The 20,349-nt window shown below is 35.9% G+C and carries 25 protein-coding genes; 9 read left to right on the top strand and 16 right to left on the bottom strand.

The window, feature by feature from the left end:
* The first annotated feature begins 147 nt into the window (after window positions 1-147).
* The 5 genes from PHQ93_RS06300 to raiA all read left to right on the top strand — a co-directional run bounded on the left by PHQ93_RS06300 (window position 148) and on the right by raiA (window position 5,631).
* A complete protein-coding gene (locus PHQ93_RS06300) occupies window positions 148-3,033 on the top strand; it encodes a Calx-beta domain-containing protein (protein ID WP_299942244.1) in 2,886 nt (961 codons plus the stop codon).
* Window positions 3,027-3,647, top strand: a complete 621-nt coding sequence (locus PHQ93_RS06295; RefSeq protein ID WP_299942243.1) for a type II secretion system protein — start codon at window positions 3,027-3,029, stop codon at window positions 3,645-3,647. Before PHQ93_RS06300 ends, PHQ93_RS06295 begins: the two co-directional genes overlap by 7 nt.
* Window positions 3,647-4,540, top strand: a complete 894-nt coding sequence (locus PHQ93_RS06290) for a type II secretion system protein (RefSeq protein WP_299942241.1) — start codon at window positions 3,647-3,649, stop codon at window positions 4,538-4,540. Before PHQ93_RS06295 ends, PHQ93_RS06290 begins: the two co-directional genes overlap by 1 nt.
* Window positions 4,516-4,971 carry a hypothetical protein gene (locus PHQ93_RS06285; protein WP_299942239.1) on the top strand — a complete coding sequence of 152 codons (456 nt, stop codon included), beginning with the start codon at window positions 4,516-4,518 and terminating at the stop codon, window positions 4,969-4,971. Before PHQ93_RS06290 ends, PHQ93_RS06285 begins: the two co-directional genes overlap by 25 nt.
* A gap of 117 nt (window positions 4,972-5,088) precedes the next feature.
* Window positions 5,089-5,631: a ribosome-associated translation inhibitor RaiA gene (raiA, locus tag PHQ93_RS06280; RefSeq protein ID WP_299942237.1), complete on the top strand. Its 543-nt coding sequence runs from the start codon at window positions 5,089-5,091 to the stop codon at window positions 5,629-5,631.
* A 147-nt stretch (window positions 5,632-5,778) separates the two neighbouring features.
* Here raiA and recG read toward each other — a convergent pair whose 3' ends face one another.
* The 7 genes from recG to PHQ93_RS06245 form a co-directional block, all read right to left on the bottom strand.
* The gene (gene recG, locus PHQ93_RS06275; RefSeq protein ID WP_299942235.1) at window positions 5,779-7,572 is read right to left on the bottom strand and encodes an ATP-dependent DNA helicase RecG; all 1,794 of its coding nucleotides are present in this window, start codon (window positions 7,570-7,572) and stop codon (window positions 5,779-5,781) included.
* A gap of 367 nt (window positions 7,573-7,939) precedes the next feature.
* Window positions 7,940-9,178: a pitrilysin family protein gene (locus tag PHQ93_RS06270; RefSeq protein ID WP_299942233.1), complete on the bottom strand. Its 1,239-nt coding sequence runs from the start codon at window positions 9,176-9,178 to the stop codon at window positions 7,940-7,942.
* Window positions 9,179-9,224: 46 nt separating this feature from the next.
* Complete coding sequence (locus PHQ93_RS06265) at window positions 9,225-10,274, bottom strand: dehypoxanthine futalosine cyclase (protein WP_299942231.1); 1,050 nt, start codon at window positions 10,272-10,274, stop codon at window positions 9,225-9,227.
* Between the two features lie 3 nt (window positions 10,275-10,277).
* Window positions 10,278-10,676 (bottom strand): transcription antitermination factor NusB, encoded by a 399-nt coding sequence (gene nusB, locus PHQ93_RS06260; protein WP_299942229.1) that lies wholly within the window; start codon window positions 10,674-10,676, stop codon window positions 10,278-10,280.
* Complete coding sequence (gene ribH, locus PHQ93_RS06255; RefSeq protein ID WP_299942227.1) at window positions 10,676-11,140, bottom strand: 6,7-dimethyl-8-ribityllumazine synthase; 465 nt, start codon at window positions 11,138-11,140, stop codon at window positions 10,676-10,678. The genes nusB and ribH overlap by 1 nt, the downstream gene beginning before the upstream one ends.
* Before the next feature lie 137 nt (window positions 11,141-11,277).
* Window positions 11,278-12,069: a 3-deoxy-8-phosphooctulonate synthase gene (gene kdsA / locus PHQ93_RS06250; protein ID WP_299942225.1), complete on the bottom strand. Its 792-nt coding sequence runs from the start codon at window positions 12,067-12,069 to the stop codon at window positions 11,278-11,280.
* Between the two features lie 69 nt (window positions 12,070-12,138).
* A complete protein-coding gene (locus tag PHQ93_RS06245) occupies window positions 12,139-13,053 on the bottom strand; it encodes a DMT family transporter (protein ID WP_299942223.1) in 915 nt (304 codons plus the stop codon).
* A gap of 42 nt (window positions 13,054-13,095) precedes the next feature.
* On the opposite strand from PHQ93_RS06245, the gene PHQ93_RS06240 reads away from it, so the two are divergent.
* From PHQ93_RS06240 to PHQ93_RS06225, 4 genes are all read left to right on the top strand, one after another.
* Complete coding sequence (locus PHQ93_RS06240) at window positions 13,096-14,136, top strand: hypothetical protein (RefSeq protein WP_299942221.1); 1,041 nt, start codon at window positions 13,096-13,098, stop codon at window positions 14,134-14,136.
* A gap of 42 nt (window positions 14,137-14,178) precedes the next feature.
* Window positions 14,179-14,958 (top strand): DUF3108 domain-containing protein, encoded by a 780-nt coding sequence (locus PHQ93_RS06235; protein ID WP_299942219.1) that lies wholly within the window; start codon window positions 14,179-14,181, stop codon window positions 14,956-14,958.
* Window positions 14,959-15,160: 202 nt separating this feature from the next.
* The gene (locus PHQ93_RS06230; protein ID WP_299942217.1) at window positions 15,161-15,913 is read left to right on the top strand and encodes a DnaJ domain-containing protein; all 753 of its coding nucleotides are present in this window, start codon (window positions 15,161-15,163) and stop codon (window positions 15,911-15,913) included.
* 4 nt (window positions 15,914-15,917) lie between these two features.
* Window positions 15,918-16,280, top strand: a complete 363-nt coding sequence (locus PHQ93_RS06225) for a cytochrome C (RefSeq protein ID WP_299942215.1) — start codon at window positions 15,918-15,920, stop codon at window positions 16,278-16,280.
* A gap of 1 nt (window position 16,281) precedes the next feature.
* Here the strand turns inward: PHQ93_RS06225 and PHQ93_RS06220 are convergent, their stop codons facing one another.
* From PHQ93_RS06220 to PHQ93_RS06180, 9 genes are all read right to left on the bottom strand, one after another.
* Window positions 16,282-16,725, bottom strand: coding sequence for a phosphoribosyltransferase (locus tag PHQ93_RS06220; protein WP_299942213.1), 444 nt, complete (start codon window positions 16,723-16,725; stop codon window positions 16,282-16,284).
* A gap of 158 nt (window positions 16,726-16,883) precedes the next feature.
* The gene (locus PHQ93_RS06215) at window positions 16,884-17,105 is read right to left on the bottom strand and encodes a hypothetical protein (protein WP_299942211.1); all 222 of its coding nucleotides are present in this window, start codon (window positions 17,103-17,105) and stop codon (window positions 16,884-16,886) included.
* Between the two features lie 10 nt (window positions 17,106-17,115).
* Window positions 17,116-17,454 (bottom strand): hypothetical protein, encoded by a 339-nt coding sequence (locus PHQ93_RS06210; protein ID WP_299942209.1) that lies wholly within the window; start codon window positions 17,452-17,454, stop codon window positions 17,116-17,118.
* Between the two features lie 5 nt (window positions 17,455-17,459).
* Complete coding sequence (locus PHQ93_RS06205) at window positions 17,460-17,762, bottom strand: hypothetical protein (RefSeq protein WP_299942207.1); 303 nt, start codon at window positions 17,760-17,762, stop codon at window positions 17,460-17,462.
* Between the two features lie 499 nt (window positions 17,763-18,261).
* A complete protein-coding gene (locus PHQ93_RS06200) occupies window positions 18,262-18,504 on the bottom strand; it encodes a hypothetical protein (protein ID WP_299942205.1) in 243 nt (80 codons plus the stop codon).
* 3 nt (window positions 18,505-18,507) lie between these two features.
* The gene (locus PHQ93_RS06195) at window positions 18,508-18,870 is read right to left on the bottom strand and encodes a hypothetical protein (RefSeq protein WP_299942203.1); all 363 of its coding nucleotides are present in this window, start codon (window positions 18,868-18,870) and stop codon (window positions 18,508-18,510) included.
* Window positions 18,871-18,884: 14 nt separating this feature from the next.
* Window positions 18,885-19,325: a hypothetical protein gene (locus tag PHQ93_RS06190; RefSeq protein ID WP_299942202.1), complete on the bottom strand. Its 441-nt coding sequence runs from the start codon at window positions 19,323-19,325 to the stop codon at window positions 18,885-18,887.
* Window position 19,326: 1 nt separating this feature from the next.
* On the bottom strand, window positions 19,327-19,458 hold the full coding sequence (locus PHQ93_RS06185) for a hypothetical protein (protein WP_299942200.1): 132 nt from the start codon (window positions 19,456-19,458) through the stop codon (window positions 19,327-19,329).
* 13 nt (window positions 19,459-19,471) lie between these two features.
* Window positions 19,472-20,221, bottom strand: coding sequence for a hypothetical protein (locus tag PHQ93_RS06180; RefSeq protein WP_299942198.1), 750 nt, complete (start codon window positions 20,219-20,221; stop codon window positions 19,472-19,474).
* Window positions 20,222-20,349: the final 128 nt, after the last annotated feature.

Here is a 20,349-nt window from a genome sequence, read left to right as displayed (position 1 = left end):
CACAAAAAACCTATTCTAAACTTCATTTAAGCGGCTACTAAGCGTTTTTGTTTGTATAATAGTAGTATGTTAAATATATATTTTTGTTGTGATTTAATTTTCTGTAAATGAAGTTTGAGTGTGGCAATATTTTTATCGGAGAATAAGATGAAAACTTTAAAATTTTTGGTGCGATTGTTTGCAGTTTTTGGGCTTATTATGATGTTTGCCGTGTCGGGGTGGGGAGCATCAAACAACCCAACTGTAACATTTTCACCGTTAAGCACATCTGTAACTGAGGGTTCTGGGGATGTGACGATAACATATACACTTTCAATAAATGTAGCTCCTAATCAGAAAGATATTGTAATAAATTATACAACTACAAACGCAACGGCTGTTTCACCAACAAATTTTACAGCAACATCTGGCACTATTACATTTACTAAAAATGCTGCTCCCGTCAATAAAACATTTAGCGTTGTTGTTAAATCAGATGCGGCAATCAGTTCTGATGTATTGTTTAGTATCAATCTTACCGATAATACGAATTCCGCTCAAAGTGTCACATTACCAAATACGACTGCGACTGTTAATATTTTAAATATCACCCCTCCTCTAGCTATTTCTATTGGTAATGCATCGATTGAGGAAGGCAATAGTGGAACTACTGTTATAAGTTTTCCAATTACATTAAACACTTCATTAACAAGCTCAACAACCATAGGGTACCGATTTAACGATGTTACTACAGATATCAATGACACCAATAGAACTAACGGAGCAACTTATTCGTTTACTCTTCCATCTGGAACACCGGCAGGAATGATAGCTGTTCCAATGGTAGGGATTATAGGAGACACGAATTTTGAAAATAATGAGACTTTTACAATAACTCTTTTGACTACCACTTCTGGTTCAATAGACTCCGCCCATGCTACTGCAACCGGAACAATTGAGAATGATGATGCTAGCGGCGGTGGAGGAACGCCAATTGTTTATTCCCCCGGTGTTGTAGATGTTGTCGATACTTATCAATCTACCGTCGGAACTCCTTTTTATCAAGCAGTTATAAAAACAAAGATTGCAAGCAAAACCAATATGACGCTTGATGCGGTATATCTCGGTTCCGATTTAACGGCAAATGCTGTTTATAATGCAGCCGATATGCCTGTTTTTCTATATGTTTATTATCCTGCTACCAATACGATTACTAGACTGTATAATCAAACAGTTCCTACAGAGCCGTTGGCTGCAGTAATAGCAAAAGGAAGTATGAGCGGTACCAGCCCGTTATTTACCGTACCATCAGTTGCCAAAAAAGAGGCTTATATTTTAATGAAATATCTTGATTATCAGGCTCTTATTATTGCGGGTGGACCGAATTGTTTACAAAACAGTTCAACTGGAGGCAATGCAGTTCCGGGAATGCCGTCGTGCGTCTCATCGGATGTTCAATATTTAGATGCGTTTCATCAGGAAGCATTTGATAGATGTAAAGTGCAACACGGGCAACCATGTGAGCCGAGTCATCACGGCTATAGCGGGGGAGGAGATCCGAACTTTCCCGGATACGATCCGATATATGACCATAAATACGGATGTTATGAATGTACACTTGGAGCGACGCCTTTAGTTCGCTCGGTGGACAACTTTGCCATCCGTCCAAACGATTTTAACAGTACTATTGTTGCAAATCAAATATTTACGGCAGGAACACCGGCATCTTTAACTTTCCGTGCAAATAGATTCGGCGGAACAGGAACGCAAGACTACAACGAAACGGAACACACTTCATTTGTAGTCGATGTAAATATAAGCAACCCTGCAAAAGTCTGCCAAGATATGAACATAAGCTTTAGTCCGAATATTAATTTTACTAACGGAACGGTTACTAATAGCTATACATTAAGCAATGTAGGTGATTTTAATGTAACTATGCATGAAATAGTCGGCTCGGAGTTTGCACTTGTAGACGCTGATGATACAAGTGTCTCACTCCGTTTAATATCTCCGTATACACAACAAATCAAAGTAATCCCTGATCATTTTGTAATTGACGGAAATTTAACTAACGGTTCAAGCGGGTTTACCTATCTCTCTAACTTTGAAGATCACAACACGACTCAAAACCGCACTATTTCGGCATCACTGGATTTGAATGTCTCGGCAAGGCGTGCGGATAATAATATTACCTCCAATTACACATCTCAGTGCTATGCAAAAAACGGTAATGTAACTCTTGGCTTAACTAACCCGATAGTAGTTACACCTACAGGTGCGCTGACCAAAATGATTTGGTATCACTCTAACCCTGACAACAACGGCTCAGTTTTGTTAAATGGAACAACCACACAGTACCCGATACCATTTTTAAGCACGCAGTTTGACAGCAATGATACAAACGGAACGGCGCAATTTAACTATAAAATAAATTTTGACAGAAATGTAACAAAAGTTGCAAATCCTTTCATGGTAGTTGTTACGGATACGAATGTAACCGATGTTGATGCTGTAAACGGTACAAATTCGGCAGACAGCAACGCTACATTTCTCTTCGGTCGCACACATGCCTCAAGACAAAGATTTGATGTGCCTACCGATGCGCCGTATACGGCAAACATCTACTTTGAATCTTACTGTTTTGAGAGCGGCTGCAATAAAACACTGCTCCCAAACGGAGTAAACTCTACAAGAACCGATGATGTAAGATGGTTTGTAAACGGTATGCATATCACTCCAACTGACGGGACGGCAGGTACCGTTACCCAAAAAGTGGGAGCCGGAGGTACGGTAAGCGCGACGGCACCGACTGTTGCCAATCCGTCTAAAACCAATTTAACATATAGCGGAAGCAAGGGTTATCCATACAAAACAAGTATGGATAACAACGCATCTAACTGGTTAATACAAAATGAGTACAACCCAAGTGCTACGACAAACGAATTTCAAGTCGAGTTTGACCGTGCCGGAAACTGGACGGGTGAACATGAAACCAATACAACTACAAAGAGCGTAGGCGGTGTAAAAACTAATAGGAGAACTATGTGGTAAGTAGAAAAAACACTTTTGGTAGATTTGCTTTTACTATGATAGAGCTTATATTTGCTATTGTTATTATCTCTATTGCCGTGCTATCTCTTCCGGTGATGATTCAGGTTACCTCAAAGGGTATAGAAAATAACATAGTTCAAGAGGCTATTTTTGCAGCTTCTGCAGAGTTGACAGGTGCAACATCATACTATTGGGATAAAAATTCTATGTATGACAGCAATCTAAGCAGATATTCGAGAGTTATTGACATTAATGACGATTGTGAAAATAATGCTTCAAACCAAAGATACAGACTGAGGCTTGGACATATTGCTCAACCCTACCATAGAAGATGCTTGGAAAATCTGGCAATTGACCCAGCCGATACAAATGATACTATTTTTCCAAACCTAGACAATGCTGCTACGACAGGTTATTTAGATATATTTGACAACACTAATTCGGAAGCAGCTGGTTACAAAAATACCTATACTAGAAATGTGAGTATTACAAGAACAGGTTATACCAAGAAAATTACCGTAACTGTAAAGAATTCAAGTGGAGACATTATCACATTGCTAAATACATATAGCGCCAATATCGGTGAAGTAGATTACTTTAAGAGGAGATTTTGATGCGTAGGTATGCCTTTACGCTTTTAGAGCTTATCTTTGTTATAGTAATCATGGGAATTCTTGCTAAATTTGGCGTTGAACTTTTATCTCAAGCTTACAGAAGCTTTATCTTCTCAAGTGTAAACAATGCTTTGCAATCAAATAGTGCCGCAGCTGTCGAGACGATAGCTTCAAGACTTCAGTATCGCATAAAAGATTCTGTAATAGCAAGGGAAACAGATTTTACATTTAGCGCTCTTGCAGGTTATACGGCAGGTACTGCCCCGATATTGGAATGGGTTGGCGGTGACATTGACGGTCTTCGCGGAAATTCATCAACTCTGCCTCACTGGAGCGGGATTATTGATTTGGATCCTTCAAGTGCCACTACTTTAGTATCTCCCGGAACCGATACGGGAGCTTTAAATACGCTAATAGGCGCACTCTCTAGCGGTGGCAGCGGTATAAATGATGCAGCTCTCTATTTTATAGGTTCCGATAGCGATATTAATAACTATGGTTGGAACGGTACTGCTTTAACTGATCATAACACCAGCGTGATGCACCCAATAAATGCAGATGCGAATTTATCAAGATTTGTATCTGGAATTGGCGGAGTAAATTTTACAGGTGCAAATATTTATGAATATTATCAACTTGCGTGGAGTGCCTATGCCGTTGGAATAAGCGACTACAATGCAGCTACAAAAACAGGTACGCTTATGCTCTATTATGATTATCAGCCTTGGAAGGGCGAGAGATATGATGCCAATACTACAAAAAGCGTAAAAATCATGGATCATGTAAGTACATTTAGATTTAAAGCGGTTGGTGCAATAGTTAAAATACAGGTGTGTGTAAATTCTGATTTAGTGGAGGATTATTCTTTATGCAAAGAAAAAACAATATTTTAAAAATCAATCCTCATAAAAGCAGAAGCGGCTTTGCTATGATTATGGCAATAGCCGTTATAGTAATAATAACAACTATTATGGCTCTCTCACTTTCACTGACAACCCAAACTAGCAAAAGAACAACAGATTTATATCTTTACGAACAAGCTGTTTTATACTCAAAAAGCAGTGCGGAGATGGCGCTCTTAAATATTGCACAAAATGGATGTCAAAATAGTTTTAGCACTACCTTTGATGGTATCTACGATGCTAATGTTACTATGAGATATGTTTATAACTCAACAGTCGGAACATGCACAGACTATGTAAATGTAATAACTCCCGAACAAAACGGCTCCGTATTAATGGATATAACGGTGAGTGTAAGAACCGATGCAAATATCACGGCTGAACCTATTCACTACTTTAGAAGAACTATCCAAAAACTATAAATTGTAAAATATTGTAAAGTATTTAATGATATAATAAATTTCTTTCATAATTTAAAATTTAGTTTTTAAGCCGTGAAAGAAACCTAATACTCCTCATTTACAACTAAAGGATTTACCATGAATATATCATTAACCGGAAGACATGTAGAACTAACAGATGCTATCAAAGCTCACATGAACTCATCCATCGAAACACTTAGCAAATACAATATGGACATAATATCCGTAAATCTAATCGCAACAAGCCAAACAAAAAAAGGCAAACCTCTATTTATTATAGAATTTGTTATAAACTTGGCACATAAAAACTCTGTAGTTATAAAACAAAATGATGAAGATCTTTACGCTGCTATAGATTTGGCAACCGCAAGAGCTCAAAAAGCAATGCGCCGTATGCATGACAAAGATAACGGACATCATAAAGACGGAATAAATGAAGCTAAAAGCGAAGCAAGCGCAGGAATAGACCTACATGAAGCCGGTGAAGCGATGGAAGACGAGATAGTACCGGTAGAGCTTGCACTTTACAAACCTCGTGAAGTTGAAGATGTTTTAAATGATATAAAAGAGAACAAAAAACTATTTGAAATTTTTATAGACAACGACGGCAAAACTCGTGTTCTTTACAAAAGAAATGACGGAAGATTTGGGCTTTACTAGTAGAATTCTCTGAATAATTAAGTTTTTAGATTGCTTCAGTTCGTTCGCAATGACTGTTTTTTCTGTCATTGCGAGCCTCTGTAAGAGGTGCGGCAATCTCAATGACAGTCATTGCGAGGAGCCTGCGACGAAGCAATCTATATTTATCTAAAACATCAAATCCCTTTTCACTCGTTTTACTATCTCTTCATCTTCTGCCAAATCAATCCACTTAAATTGACTTCCGCTTTGGTTGTGTCCTTTTAACAAATCACCGCTTTTTCTGAACTTCAAATCCAGATTTGCAATATCAAATCCGCTTGTCGTTTGCGTAAATCTATCAAGTCGTTCTGATGAACTTTTGTTTGTATATAAAAAACAGTAGCCTTTTAGCCCCGTGCGGCTGACACGACCGCGAAGCTGATGAAGAGTAGATAGTCCGAGTCTTTCGGCACCGACAACTACAACCGTACTGAGTTTTGGCAAAGATATTCCGACTTCGACAACGGTTGTAGCGATCAGGATATCTCCTTTTTTGTCAAATTCCAGCAAAACTTCCTCTTTTTCCTTATCTTTTCCATGCGTAACGAAAACATTGCTAAATCTTTTTTCCCAAAATCCTCTTGCCTCATCGATACTCTGATACTCTAAAACTTCACTCTGTTCAACAAGCGGATAAACCAATAAAACTTGATTGCCGCTGCTTATCTCGCCCTTTATATGTTCTAGCAAATCTTTAAAATCGTTTTTATGTATCACTTTGCTTGTTATGTCTTTTTTAAAAGGTGTCGTTGTAATGAGTGATACATCAATATGCGCCGTCTCAATCATAGCTTGCGTTCTTGGAATAGGAGTAGCCGAAAACTGTAAAAAGTGCGGCTTTTTATCCCCGCTGCTTACCAATTTTTCTAGTAAATTTCTCTGCTGTGTACCAAAGCGATGTTGTTCGTCAACCATAACAAGAGAGGCTTTTGGAAGCTCTCTGTAAAGCAGAGCATGAGTACCTATGATAAAGTCATACTCATCAAGATTCGTATTTTTGCTTTTGTTTGTAACAAGTGCAATTTTCATCGTCGGGAGATATTTTTTTGCCTCTTCATAGAGTTGATTTGCCAAAATCGTCGTTGGTGCCATAAGAATAGAGCGCTCCTTTGACATCATAACAACGGATGCAAGGATTACCATCGTTTTTCCGCTTCCGACATCTCCGACTATCATCCGTCTAGCTGAAACTTCTTTGGCAAAATCTGATTTTATATCTTCAATAGCTTTTATCTGTTCATCCGTCAGTCTAAACGGCAGAGTTTCTGCCCACTCTTTATAACAGTTATATGTAGAAGTCAAAGCCTTAAAATATCTTCTTTTATTGGATAACTGTTTCATATAGGTAAAGAGTTCCGTATATTTAAGAGCATCTATGGTTTTTGGTTCTAAATTTTTTAGCTCAAGAGGTTGGGAAGCCGGAAAGTGCAGTTTTAAAAGCTCTTCTGCTATCTCCTCCCTTAAGCCCTCTGAGATTAAATTTTCTTTTGTTAGGGAGCTTTGAATGAGACGAAGCATCACATCGCTTCTTAGAGGAGATTTATATTTTGGTGTTATAGCACCTATATTTGTAACTTTTTTCGGCATACTTATAGTGCATTGACCGCTTTTGCACTCAACCATTCCATAGTAATAATCTCTCTCGCCGACTCTAAATTGATGCATCATATATGGTTTTGGGCGAAATATCACACCTGTAATAGTATGACCGAAATTATGGGCAAAAAATGTGACTTGAAGTGAGTTTGGGGCTTTGTAAACCGACTCTACCGTTGCATCTATGAGTTGCATAGTATGTGTTTGAAGTTTGGTATGAAGCCGCAAATCTTCATAAGCGGAGGGAATCATAAGAGCAAGTTCGCAGTAACTGCCGATACCCAGCTTTTTAAACTTACTCTCTTGCTCTTTTGGGAGTTTCATAATTATTTACTTGAACTATCTTCTAGTTTTTTTACTCTTGAGTGTAGATTTCCAATCATAAAAACCATAACAACAATAATAAGAGTGAGTAAAGTATCTGCTAAATTTTCCATAATTTTCCTTTTTTTTGTTATAATTACCAAAGGAGAGCTAGAGGTGGGGACCTCTAACTCAATTCCTGTTGGTAATTTTTGTCCCACCTTTTGGGTGGCGACAACATCATTATAGAAAAAATCAAAAAACTTTTTAAAAAATATTGCAAATTGTCATATAATTTATTAAATTCTTTTTATGGTATAGATTGCTTCGTCGTAAACTCCTCGCAATAACAGTCATTGCGAACAAAGTGAAGCAATCTATATAAAGCCTATTTTGTTACTATCGCAAAACTCATCTCTAAAATCTCTTTATGAGCTTTTATAAACTCATTCAAATCCTTTAGTTTCAGATTTTTAATTAGCTCTAACTCTTTTATAGAGAACCCTAATTCTTGACCTTTATAGTACTCCATAAAAGTTCTGTTTAATCTCTGGCTCATTGTCTCAACCCTCAGAGGTTCGCTTCCGAGTAAAAACTTTTTAGTCTGCTCAAGTTCATCTTGAGTAACACCGCCTTTTACAAATTGTGCCACAACATCTTTAACTGTTTTTTTAGCCTCCTCAAGAGACTCTAATTTTGTTTGCAGATGTCCGTTCATATAGCTGCTTGATTTTGTAATATCCACTTTTGCATAAGCCGAGTATGCAAGACCTCTTTTAACTCTTATCTCTTCCATAAGTCTTGATCCAAAACCGCCTGCACCCAAGACGAATGTAGCGACTTTTGCTTTATAGTTATCTTCTGAGTCAACGCTAATATTATATGGTGAACCAAAATATACATAAGCCTGCTCAGTCTCTTTTGTAACTATCTTCTCTTTAGGCTCTTTTGTAACGGAGTAGTTTTTTACTTCACCATTTTTGCCAATAGGCATGGATTTTATGATTTTTGACGCTTTTTCTTTTATATCTTTTGATTCGATATCTCCGCCTACAACTACTATTAGTTTAGAAGCAACCAGATTTTCTGCTATAAATTTTTTAACATCGTCAAGCTCAATACTTTTTACACTTTCCACCGTTCCAGAAGATGGATTTGCAAGCACGCTGCCTTCAAAAAGAAGTGCTTTTAACTCATTTGAAGCTATATAGTCAAAATCATTCTCTTTGCTTGCAAGAGAACCCAGCGTAGTAGTTTTTACTTTGGTTATAGTCTCTTGCGTTAAATTTGGGTCTTTTAATAGCAGGTCAAAATATTTTAGTCCTTCCTCAAACTCCTCTTTTAAACATCCAACTTCCATAACAAATGTCTCAACTCCGGTTGAAGCCGATATATGTATGGCTCTGCTCTCAAGCGCCTCGGCAAATGCACTTGAACCAAGCTCTTTGGTTCCCTCATTCATCACTCTTGCACTAAATTTTGCTAAACCGGCTTTTGTCGTATCTGCTACATTTCCACTGTTTTTAAAGATAAACTGCATCGTTACAAGAGGCAATCTTTTGTCTTGTTCAAAAATAACGGGAATATCTACCCCGTTTACTTCTATCTTATCTATTGTCGCTGCCATTATTATATTTCCTAAAATTAGTAGTGTTAAAACTATTTTTTTCATTTTATGCAAATTTCTCTAAAATTTCATAAGCCGTATTTCGTACGGCCGGTATCTCATCTATATCTTTTATTAGATGAACCATCTCCTCTTTTGCCATCTTGTACGCAGCTCCTGCACTGCTTACGACATTCTCTTCCATCATAGTAGAACCCAAATCGTTTGCTCCGAACATTAGTGCCATTTGACCTATGTAAGGACCTTGTGTAACCCAAGAGCTTTGGATATTGGGTACATTGTCAAGGTAGAGTCTGGCAACTGCAAGAAGTCTTAAATAGCGGTTTGAAGAGGGTTTATCCATATCAGGAAAGAGTTGTAAAAGCTCCGTATTTTGACTCTGAAAACTCCACATTATAAAAGCTCTAAAACCGTGCGTTTCATCTTGAAGCTTTCTTATCATATCGAAATGATCTACGATATCTTCGTCGCTCTCAATTGTTCCGTACATCATAGTAGCCGTCGACATAATTCCGAGCTTATGAGCTTTTCTGTGTATATCTATCCACACATCGCTATCTATCTTTTTTGGAGCGATGATATCTCTTACTTTATCACTTAGTATCTCGGCACCTGCTCCGGGGATAGAAGCTAAACCTTTTGCATGAAGCCTTTCTAAAACCTCTTCAACGCTTACGTGAGAGACTTTAGCGATAAAATCTATCTCAATGGATGAAAAACCGTGAATTGTAATAGTCGGATATTTTGTATGAATATGCTCAACCAAATCCTCATACCACTCGATTTTTAGTTTTGGATGAACTCCGCCTTGAAAAAGTATCTGTGTTCCGCCGATTTCAAGCAGCTCGTCTATCTTCGCATCAATCTCATCAAATGTAAGCACATAAGCATCCGCATCTTTTTCATGTCTGTAAAATGCGCAAAATTTGCAATCCACCCAACAGATATTAGTATAATTAATATTTCTATCAACTACAAAAGTAGTAATGTTATCGGGATGAAGCTCTTTTTTACGCGCAGTCGCCATGCGTCCCAGCTCTTTTAAATCCGCATTTTTTATGAGGTAAAGCGCTTCTTCTTTTGTCAATCTTTTCATTTTTTACTTATCTTTAGAAATTGCGTCTAACACACCGTTTATAAATTTTGGAGACTGTTCAGTTCCAAACGCTTTTGTGATTTCAACAGCTTCGTTTATAACCACCGCAGAGTCAAGTTCGCCAAAAAGTATCTCATAAGTTGCAAGTCTAAGAGTTGCTCTCTCGATAGCTCCTAGTCTCTCAAAATCCCACTCTTTTAAGTGTTTGATTATAGCATCATCAACAACTTTTATATTTTGCATTACGCCCTCATAAAGAGTGAGTGCAAAATCTTTTTGCTTATTGCGAATTTTTTTCTCTTCTAGTATCTCGTCCGTATGTTGTGCAATGTTTCCGTTTCCCAAATCAAATGCATAAAGCAGGCTTACAACTGCCATTCTTGCTTGTTGTCTAGTAGCCATTATAAATTCTCGTAAAGATCTAAAAGTTCGATTACTACCGTCATCGCTTCAAAACCTTTGTTGCCCGCTTTTGTTCCGGCTCTCTCAATCGCCTGCTCAATCGTATCAGTCGTTAAAAGTCCAAAAGAGACAGGTTTTTTATGTTTTAAACTTACCGTTGCGATTCCTTTTGTAGCCTCAGCCGAAACATAGTCAAAATGTGGAGTCGAACCTCTTATAACAGCGCCTAGTGCGCATACTGCATCATATTTACCGCTATTTAAAAGCTGGTCTATCACCATAGGCAGCTCAAATGCACCTGGTGCTAAAACATGAGTCAAATCCTCATCATTTCCGCCATGGCGTGCAAATGCATCCTTTGCACCCTCTACTAGTCTATCAACAATAAAGTGATTCCATCTCGTACTTACTATTGCAACTCTCTTGCCGTTTACGACTTTTAATTTACCTTCGATTAACTTCATCTATTTTTCCTTATATTTTATTTCATAAAATTCAAGGGAACCTTTTCCCTATTATTTGTCCGTAAAAGGAACAAGTCCCTTTTACTTCGCTTAGACCGCTGTGGTCACTAAAGCTACTCTTTTTTCAAAAGAGAGAGTTATATCTCTCTTATCTTTTTTATCTTTGTTATTAGAGCCTCTAGCTCGTCTAGTTTTATCATATTTGGACCATCACTTAGTGCTATGCTTGGGTCAAAATGAGTTTCAAAAAAGAAACCGTCCACTCCGACTGCTGCCGCAGCACTAGCCAAGTAAGGCACCATTGTTCTATCTCCGCCTGTTTTTCCGCCAAGCGCACCCGGTGCTTGAACTGAGTGAGTCGCATCAAATATTGTCGGTGCAAACTCTCTCATAATTACAAGCGAACGCATATCTACAACGATGTTTCCATAGCCAAAAGATGAGCCTCTCTCGCATAGATAAACTCCGTGTTTTTTGGAATTTTCATAACTTACCTCATCGCAACCGCGGGTTTTAAGCACTTTTGCTACGGAGTATCTCATATCGGGCGGGTTTATAAACTGCCCTTTTTTGATATTTACCTCTTTTGTAGTTTTTGCACATGCAACAAGCAGGTCGGTTTGGCGGCATAAAAATGCAGGGATTTGAAGCATATCTACAACTTCTGCTACTTGAGCTACCTGATGCGATTCATGCACATCCGTAACTACTTTGTATCCAAAATCATTTTTGACTTTTTCTAAAATTCTAAGTCCCTCTTCTATACCTAAACCGCGAAAACTATCAAGCGATGTACGGTTGGCTTTATCAAAACTGGATTTAAAATAAAAGTCTATAGTTGAATCATTTTGATAAATCTCTAAAGCCTTGGCGATTTTAAAGATGTTCTCTTCACTCTCTATAACACAAGGTCCAGCGAGTAGTTTCATATATCTGCCTTATAAAAAATAAAAAATGATTATATCATAATGAGTTTAAATTACGAATTTAAACCCGCCTTATTTAGTTTTTGCCACCGCTATTCCGGCACCGACGATAAGAATAATACCGCATGTAGTTATAAAATTCGGCAAAGAATCTCCAAGAAAAACCCCGATTAAAATAGCAAAAACAATATTTGAGTAACTCACGGCTCCCACGATTCCGGCTTTTGTTTCGCCATACGCTTTAGTCATATAGTATTGTGAAAGCGTCCCTAAAATCCCAAGCCCGACTACATATAGCCACACGACTCCGCTAGGCATAACAAACTCGCCCATCATAAAATCCAACTCTGTCATATAAAAATATTTTGATAAGACAAAAAGAATAATCGGACCTATTGTTCCGACCAATGTAAAAGAGAGAACTATCATCCTTGTATCGTAATAACTTCTAAGCTCTCTTACGGATGTGTAGGCAAGTGCCGCACCTATACCGCTAAAAATCCCGAGTAAATCATATTTGCTAAAGGCGATTCCGCTGGGTTGAGTTATAAGCAAAATTCCGATGAAGCCGACAAAAACTGCAAGCCAAGCACTAAAAGTGAGCTTTTCGTTTAAAAATAACCAAGCAAAAACAGCAGTAAAAATCGGTGCCGTTTTTGAAAATGTAACGGCATCTCCCATCGGAATATGTGCGATATTATAAAAATAGGCAAGAAGAGAGACAAAACCCATAAAACCACGAAAAAAGAGTAAAAAAGGCTTGCCTCCGCTTTGTTTCATAGGAGTTTTGTATATGGCATAACCTATCAGGACTACACCGAAGAGATTCCTAAAAAAGACAACTTCCAAAGAGCTCATATGTTGTGAAGCAAGTTTTGCAAATGCACCCATAATTGCAAACAAAAATGATGCCGCAAGCATATATTTAACACCGTTATTTAATTCTTTTATATATTTCATAGATGAAAGTATACCTACTATTTTCATTGAAAATAGGTTATAATCATTAACATAAGCGGAGGAAAGATTATGTCGTTTCGTGCCTTGATTTTTGTATCGTACCTATTTTTTGTTTTAAATGCGGTTGCGGATAGCAATACGACTAATAGAACATTTGTCGAGTACATTGACGAAAAACAGGAGAAAATTTCAAAAAAAGTCATAAATATATTTGACGGTATTGACCGAGGTATCAGCAGATGGATTAGCAGTGGGGATGAGGATTTATATTGTGACGAAAGAGAAAAAAAGAGAGTTGATTCATTTTTTGAAGAGCAAAGATCTATTGATGAATTTTTTAAAGGTGAAGTTTATATAGAGGAGAGTGAAGCAAGTTTTATTCAAGTTCGATTAGGCACTCTTTTTCAATCAAAAGAGTCAACTTCATTTAGCCCTAGAATAAGAGCACAAATACCTCTTATAAGATCTCAGGAGAGCCTTCAGTTTTTCGTTGACGATATAAACGAAGATGATTTGAGTAAAACCTTACCTAACAACAAAGAAAAGGGGGCGGATGTAGGGGTTAGCTATTTCGCACCTTTATATAAAAATATTAGATCAAAATACTCATTAGGCGTTAAAGGTTTGTCTGCTTATGCAAGTGCTAGATACAGTAAAGATTTTAAATATGAAAATTGGTTAATTAAACCGGTACAACAATTTAAATACTCATCAAAATACGACTTTAGCGAAGAGACAAATATCTATTTTGATAAAATTTTAAATGAACACTCTCTTTTTAGAACAACGCTTCATCGTAAGACGCAAGCCTCTATTGACGGGTTTGACTATGCAGTAATCTTCGCTTACTATTTGGCACTCTCGGATAGAAAAGGATTTAGCATTTCTCAGGAGTTTTGGGGTAATTCAAAATATGTTTGCGATGCTGCACCAGAGCGATATTCCGGCATAAGCGACTACTCAAGCTCCGTTTCTTGGCGTCAAGATATTTTTCGCAAGTGGATTACATATGAAATTAAACCGTCTATTAGTTTTCATAGGCAGTATGATTATGAGCCAAATTATAAGCTAGGGTTTTATGTAGATTTCTATTTTGGAAATATTGATTAAAATATAAATTTAGGTATAATAAAGAGACATAGGAGGTAGAGTATGAAACATATCTTATTGGCATGTTTATTTATAAGCTCTATTTTTGCACAAGATTTTTCAACACGATATGATGTTCATGTCAGCTTATTTGACCATGTCGGTTATGCCGATGTTACACTCAAAGAAGACGGTAAAAATTATGAAATAAAACTTGTAGCCTATACAATAGGTGTTGCGGCAACACTTTTAAGCAATAGAGTCGAAACTTTTATAAGTAAGGGCAAAATAATTAACGGCAGGTATATCCCCGATACTTTTGTAAAAATCAAAGAGACTACAAAAAAAACAAAACATCTGACTTACTCCTTTAATCACGAAAAAAAAGAGATTAAACTTGTAGAAGAAACAACAAAATTGGTAACTCGTCTTAGACCCAATTTAACGTTTAAAGAAGTGCAAGAGACCTCTAAAGAGGAGAAAATAGAAGATCAATATATGGACAATGATTCGCTTAGTGCTTATCTTAATACAAAAATCAACTGCAATGCAAAACAAAAAAGTTATAATTTAGTCGCCGTGGGAGCGCATAACGATAAAAATAATGTTTTAGTATCATATTTAGAAGGCAAGGATAGAAACTCTGCAATGTTAAAGTTTTCCACTAATGCAGAAAATATATATAACATGCGTGTAGAACCGTTTGACAAGGGTGACAGAATAGTAGATGTTCTTGTCGCATTTGATAATGACGGATATATGAAAGAAGCTTTTATGGGTGAAGTTTTTTGGGTTGGAAAGATTACCGCAAAAAGGGTTTACCATAAACTTACGAGTAACTGAGAATTTATATCTCTTTATTAGCTTCCATTTCTTATAATTATGCAATTAATAATTGACCTTACGCACTAAAAGTGCGTAAAAACCTCTTACTCTCCCGCATTTGCGGGTAGCTTTAGGGGGTTGCAAGGGACAAATGTGTCCCTGCCACAAAAAGGGGCTTCGCTCCTATTTGTGCGTAACATCAGTTAATAAAAGGAGAGTTATGGGAAATATAATATTACTGGCTATTGTAGGCGCATTTTTTTACTGGATATTTAAAAGCTATTCAAAATATACTAATTATTCCAAAGAAGCTTTTAAAAATTTTTCTATCTCTAAAGAGTCCCTGCAAAATAGTGATTTAGGTCTTTTTGTCGCACTTGTCGCAAAAGTTGCAAAAGCAGACGGGAGAGTCGATGCTCTTGAAGCTGAACTTATCGGTATTATGTTTGATGATATCTCGGCACTGTTTCCGGAACCGCAAAAGACAAGAGATATACTTAAAGAGATTTTTAACGAACAAAAAGATATCTCCGATAACACTCAAGAGATTGCAGAGAGACTTAACATCGCAATCAAAAGAGATAAAGCAAAACAGCACCAATTTATGGGATTCTTAATCCAACTCTCTTTTGTTGACGGAGAAGTTAGCAAGGGTGAAGAGAGCGTGTTGGCTTCTATTGCAGAGGCATTTGAATTTGACCCGAATGTTTATCATGCAATATTTGATCAGTTTGAAGAGATGATGCATAACATCAAACCAAAAGTAAATATAGATGATGCATACAAACTTCTAGGCGTTAGTGAAAACGACGATATGGATACAATTAAAAAAGCATATAGAAAATTAATTAGGGAATATCATCCGGACATTATAAAATCTCAAGGTAAAGACGATGCTTACATGCAAGAGGCAACCGCAAAAACCCAAGATATAAATCAAGCTTACGAGATGATAAAATCTCATAGAAAGTAGTATTATGAGATATGCTCTCCTTGCAATTTTCATCTCTGCTTTATCTTTCGCAGACGATGTAGGCTCATTGCTCTTTAACGGTAACTGTTTAACTTGCCACAACGAAACAAAAACATTATCTGCACCGTCGGTTTTAGAATTTAAGGATAGATATATAAAGGCGTTTAAAACTAAAGAAGAGTTTGTTTCTTATATGTCAAAATGGGTAAAAAATCCTCAAGAAAAAACTTCTTTGATGCATGACGCAATTAAAAAACACGGTCTTATGCCTGATCTTGGATTTGATATGCAAACACTAATCGACATTTCAGGCTACATTTACGAAACCGATTTTAAAAAAAGAAACGGTTATTGGAGAAATAATTAAATTACTCTAAAAAATCCCTCTCCCAGAAAAAATCAATCCAATCATCTGCTTCATTTACCCAAAAGTCCGGTTCATAGATAGATGTTTTTTTATAAAAAAGAGTTGCAGATTTGAACTCTATATCTTGAAATTCACTTTTTAGATATTGCATAACGGCTTTTAGCGTATCGCCGCTGTCAGAAATATCATCAACAACCAAAACTCTATTAACATCTTTAAACTCACATCTACCCGACACTGTAATGCGTTCTCTCTTTATACTTCCGTCATAAAGCTCAGTTTTAATACTTTGAACCTGACGAATATTTAAACCCTCTGCCATTGCATGTGAAAGAGTCAGACCGCCTCTTGCAATCGCGACTATTGCATCAAAACCCACGCTCTTAACTTCTTTGATTAGAGTGTTTGTATCAATTTTAAAATTTTCATAGCTATAATATTTCATAAGCTTATTATACAATTTTCATCCATTTATTTCACAGAAATTCCGTAATAAAAGTCAAGGGTTTTAGCGTAATTTGATTAAATTTGTTTTTTTGATTGAAAGTTTATTTTATCTCATAAGTGCTTTTAAGGGCATTTATGAGATTTAAAAAGGAGAAATTAGTTTTGCGACTGATTATGAGTTGTTCTCATTTGTAAAAGAACATCATTTTGAGCGTGGATACGATAAATCATATCTTTTAAAGTTCCGAAATCTTCAATTTCATCTTTTAAAACTTTAACATCACTTTCCAATCTCACGAAACGAGAGCTAATAGAAAGCAATGAAGTCAAAAATGTCAATGTCAACCCCGCAAGAATAGCGTAAATTTCTATTGTCATATTAACAGACTTAGAAAGTAACTTTTTTCATAGAAATCATATAGATTTCATCAACATGAACACCGTTGATTGTAAGACCTTTTAAAGCTGTAAAGATATCCTCTTCCGTTTTATTAGAAGCAGCTAAGAAACTTAAATAAGCTTTTAAGCCCGTTGTAGTGTTTTTTACCATTACATTACAATCATAACAAGTAGTTACAACATCATTACCAGCTTCGCCAACAAAGCTTAAAACTTGATACTCGCCCTCAAGAAAAGTAGTTGCGAAAGATTGAGCATTTGTCGCGTCCGTAGGAACATAAATAGTATTGTTTTTACCGCTTACACGGTTGATTACCATAGTTTTCATTTTTTTTAAATTCCTTTACTTGAAGCGCCAACGGCGATACAATATTCACATTTTGAAGTAGTTTGAAAATCCGCGTCCCAATTACCAATAACAACACTCTCTATATCCTTAAGAGTTTTTGTATTTTTCATATGCGGTACAAATACGCTCGTAGATTGACGGTTCGAGATACCTTTTTTTCCTACAGCGAAACGGATGTAATTTGGAGTTGCTACAGTTATAGCAGTCCCGCCCTCTGACTCTAATTTCCAAGTTTGAAGCTTACCAACGAGTATTGCACTCAAAGTAGTAGCGTCAGCCGTTGACATATTAGCAGTAACAGTTTTTATGTTTTTGCCATTTATAATTTGCTTAATCATAAATCCGACCTTTTGTTTTATTTCTAAGGTTTTTTACTTCTTAGATAGTGCAATAGTGCGGGATTTTTAAATATTTTACAGAGTGTGAAATAAATATTTTTTAAGTTCGTATATTAGGGAGTTTTAAAGGGGTTCGTTTCACGGTTTTTTAAAAAGTGTTGAATTTTACCTCTTGAAATCTGTTATTTTTCTATAATCCCTAACGCGCTAATCGCTTGTTACCCCTATCGCTACGCTATAACGGGGCTTTAGATAACACTTAAAAATTCGCTTATAATTTGTGCTTTTGAAAAAGGGCTATTTCAGGGATAAAATCCCCGAAAGCCCTTTTTTTTTGAGTTGTAGCACTTTTCTATGCTAAAGAAATGAATATTTTGATTTTGTCTACGCGGCTTTATTTTTTTTCTTTAAAATAAAGAGAGAGGTTTATTAAGGGTTCGCCACCCTATCAAGCTTCACAAACTTTTTTATCTGCAAGATTGCTTATCAAAGAAGAAATAAATTCAGCGTGAGTGTTGAGCATATTTACAAAAGTATATGAGTGACTATTTATACATCTGTAACCGACTGTAGTTGAAATATATTTCAAATCTTTACCACATTTAAAACAGTTTAATCTTTTACCGTCAGTATCTATAAGGATATCAAAATATGTAAAATAATTTTGAACTTCAGTTCTAGTTATAGCCATTTTCTACCTTTTGAAAAGTGAACAATAAATGCTATCTACAGAAGCACCATCAATTTTCATATGTGTTCTTATAAGAGGAACTATATCATTTTCACTAACAGATAATTTAATATTATGCAATATGATTTGTCTAGATTTATTTGTCGCTGTATCTTTTATCAATCCTTTATAGATAGAACGGTATTGAAAATCATCAGGAGGTATCACAGCAGAAGCAGGCAGTTCGTATTCTACTTTTAAAATCTCTGTTATTTTCATAGTTGAAACAGATTGATAAAAAGCTAATACATTTTCAACATTGGAACATTCAATATGTTCTACTATAGTTCGGGAGCCTTGTTTTAATTGGACTTTGTATCGTGGCATTTTTTTATCCTTTATTATTTAACATCAACTATACGACCATCACGAACACGATTATGTAAAAAATATATCACATCATAAGAAAAATTTAAAACATCATCAAGTTCGACAGGAGTTGTTTCAACTTCCCTAAAATTATAAACTACACAATTATCATCTTCATAAAAAAAAGTTTTAGTAATAGGCGGAAAAAATGAATTATATAAATCAATCTGAGAAGGCAAATATTCAGAAGCCAAAGAAAGCATTATATTTTCAATATCACAACCAAAAGGATAAATTTTACTAAACAAAACTTTATTATTAAAACCATAAACGGCAACACCATAATCAGAGTCAGAATGAAAACGAGAACCGTAGAGAACATGAATTAAATTTTGACGATAATACTGACTAAAAGGGAAAGCAAAAGGTTCAGGACAATCAGAACAACAACAACCTTTAAAAACAGAAATCATTTCATAAAGTCTCTTCCAAATTAACACCATCCAAAGAACCGTTTATGATTTTATAGAGAGCTTGAAGAAGTCGCTGAATATCTCTTAATCTTTTTAACTCTTCAGCCGCTACAGTTTCACAGTTTATAGCCATTTTTTACCCCTTTTTATTTATTATGTAAATAACCTAAACCGTTAACCAAACTAAAAAACTGTTCAGTTAATCCCGTAATATGCCCCGTGCTATCTTTAGTGAACATAAAAGAGCCTATTTTATTCATATCATCAACATTTAAAGTTGTAGTAGCGTCACGACCTAATATTTTTTTAATCATTGTTTCATCGTTCGGAGTAAAGGAAGAAGTCATAAGCTTAAACATAAGACTATTTACATAATTATCAGCCATCGAAGAACCAAGCATTAAAGAACTTCTTTCTTTTTCAACAACATTCTCACGAACTTTTAAAGTGCTATCTATTAAATTACCAGATTGATACTGATTATTTCGTGAAGTCATAAAATTACCCAATTGAGTAGTAACAACCTGAGCTTTTGCGACACCATCATCGGAAATATTACCAAGAATTTTTGATAAAATCCCGAGTTTTTTACCTCTAAAAGTTGCATTTTTTAATTTATCAACTGCTTTCTTACCTACACCCATCAAAACAGTAACAAGACCAGAAGCAACAACAAAAGCTTTTTCTAAAATTGCTTCTTCATATCTAATAATCATAAAAATACCACCGAAAACCGCAACATTCATAGCACTCTCAGTAGCTTCGCGTAAAATAGGGTTTTCAATACTCTCTGTATAATGATGTATTTGTTTTTGAGCCTCAGAATAAGCAGTCATATATATTATAGTTTCAAAAAATTCAGAAGCGGAATTTTTACCTATTTGACCGAGTGCCATATATACCACCAAACTATTTATTTAATATTGAAATAGTGCGGGATTTTTGTTTATTTTACAGAGTGTGAAATTTTCTTTTTTTAAAATCGTATTTATGGGAGTTGCAGAAGATAAAACTCACACTTTTT

Source organism: Sulfurimonas sp. (assembly GCF_028714975.1).
In the GTDB taxonomy this organism is placed as follows: domain Bacteria; phylum Campylobacterota; class Campylobacteria; order Campylobacterales; family Sulfurimonadaceae; genus Sulfurimonas.
Note: the sequence above shows the minus strand (reverse complement) of the source record. Positions and strands in the feature narration are given on the sequence as shown.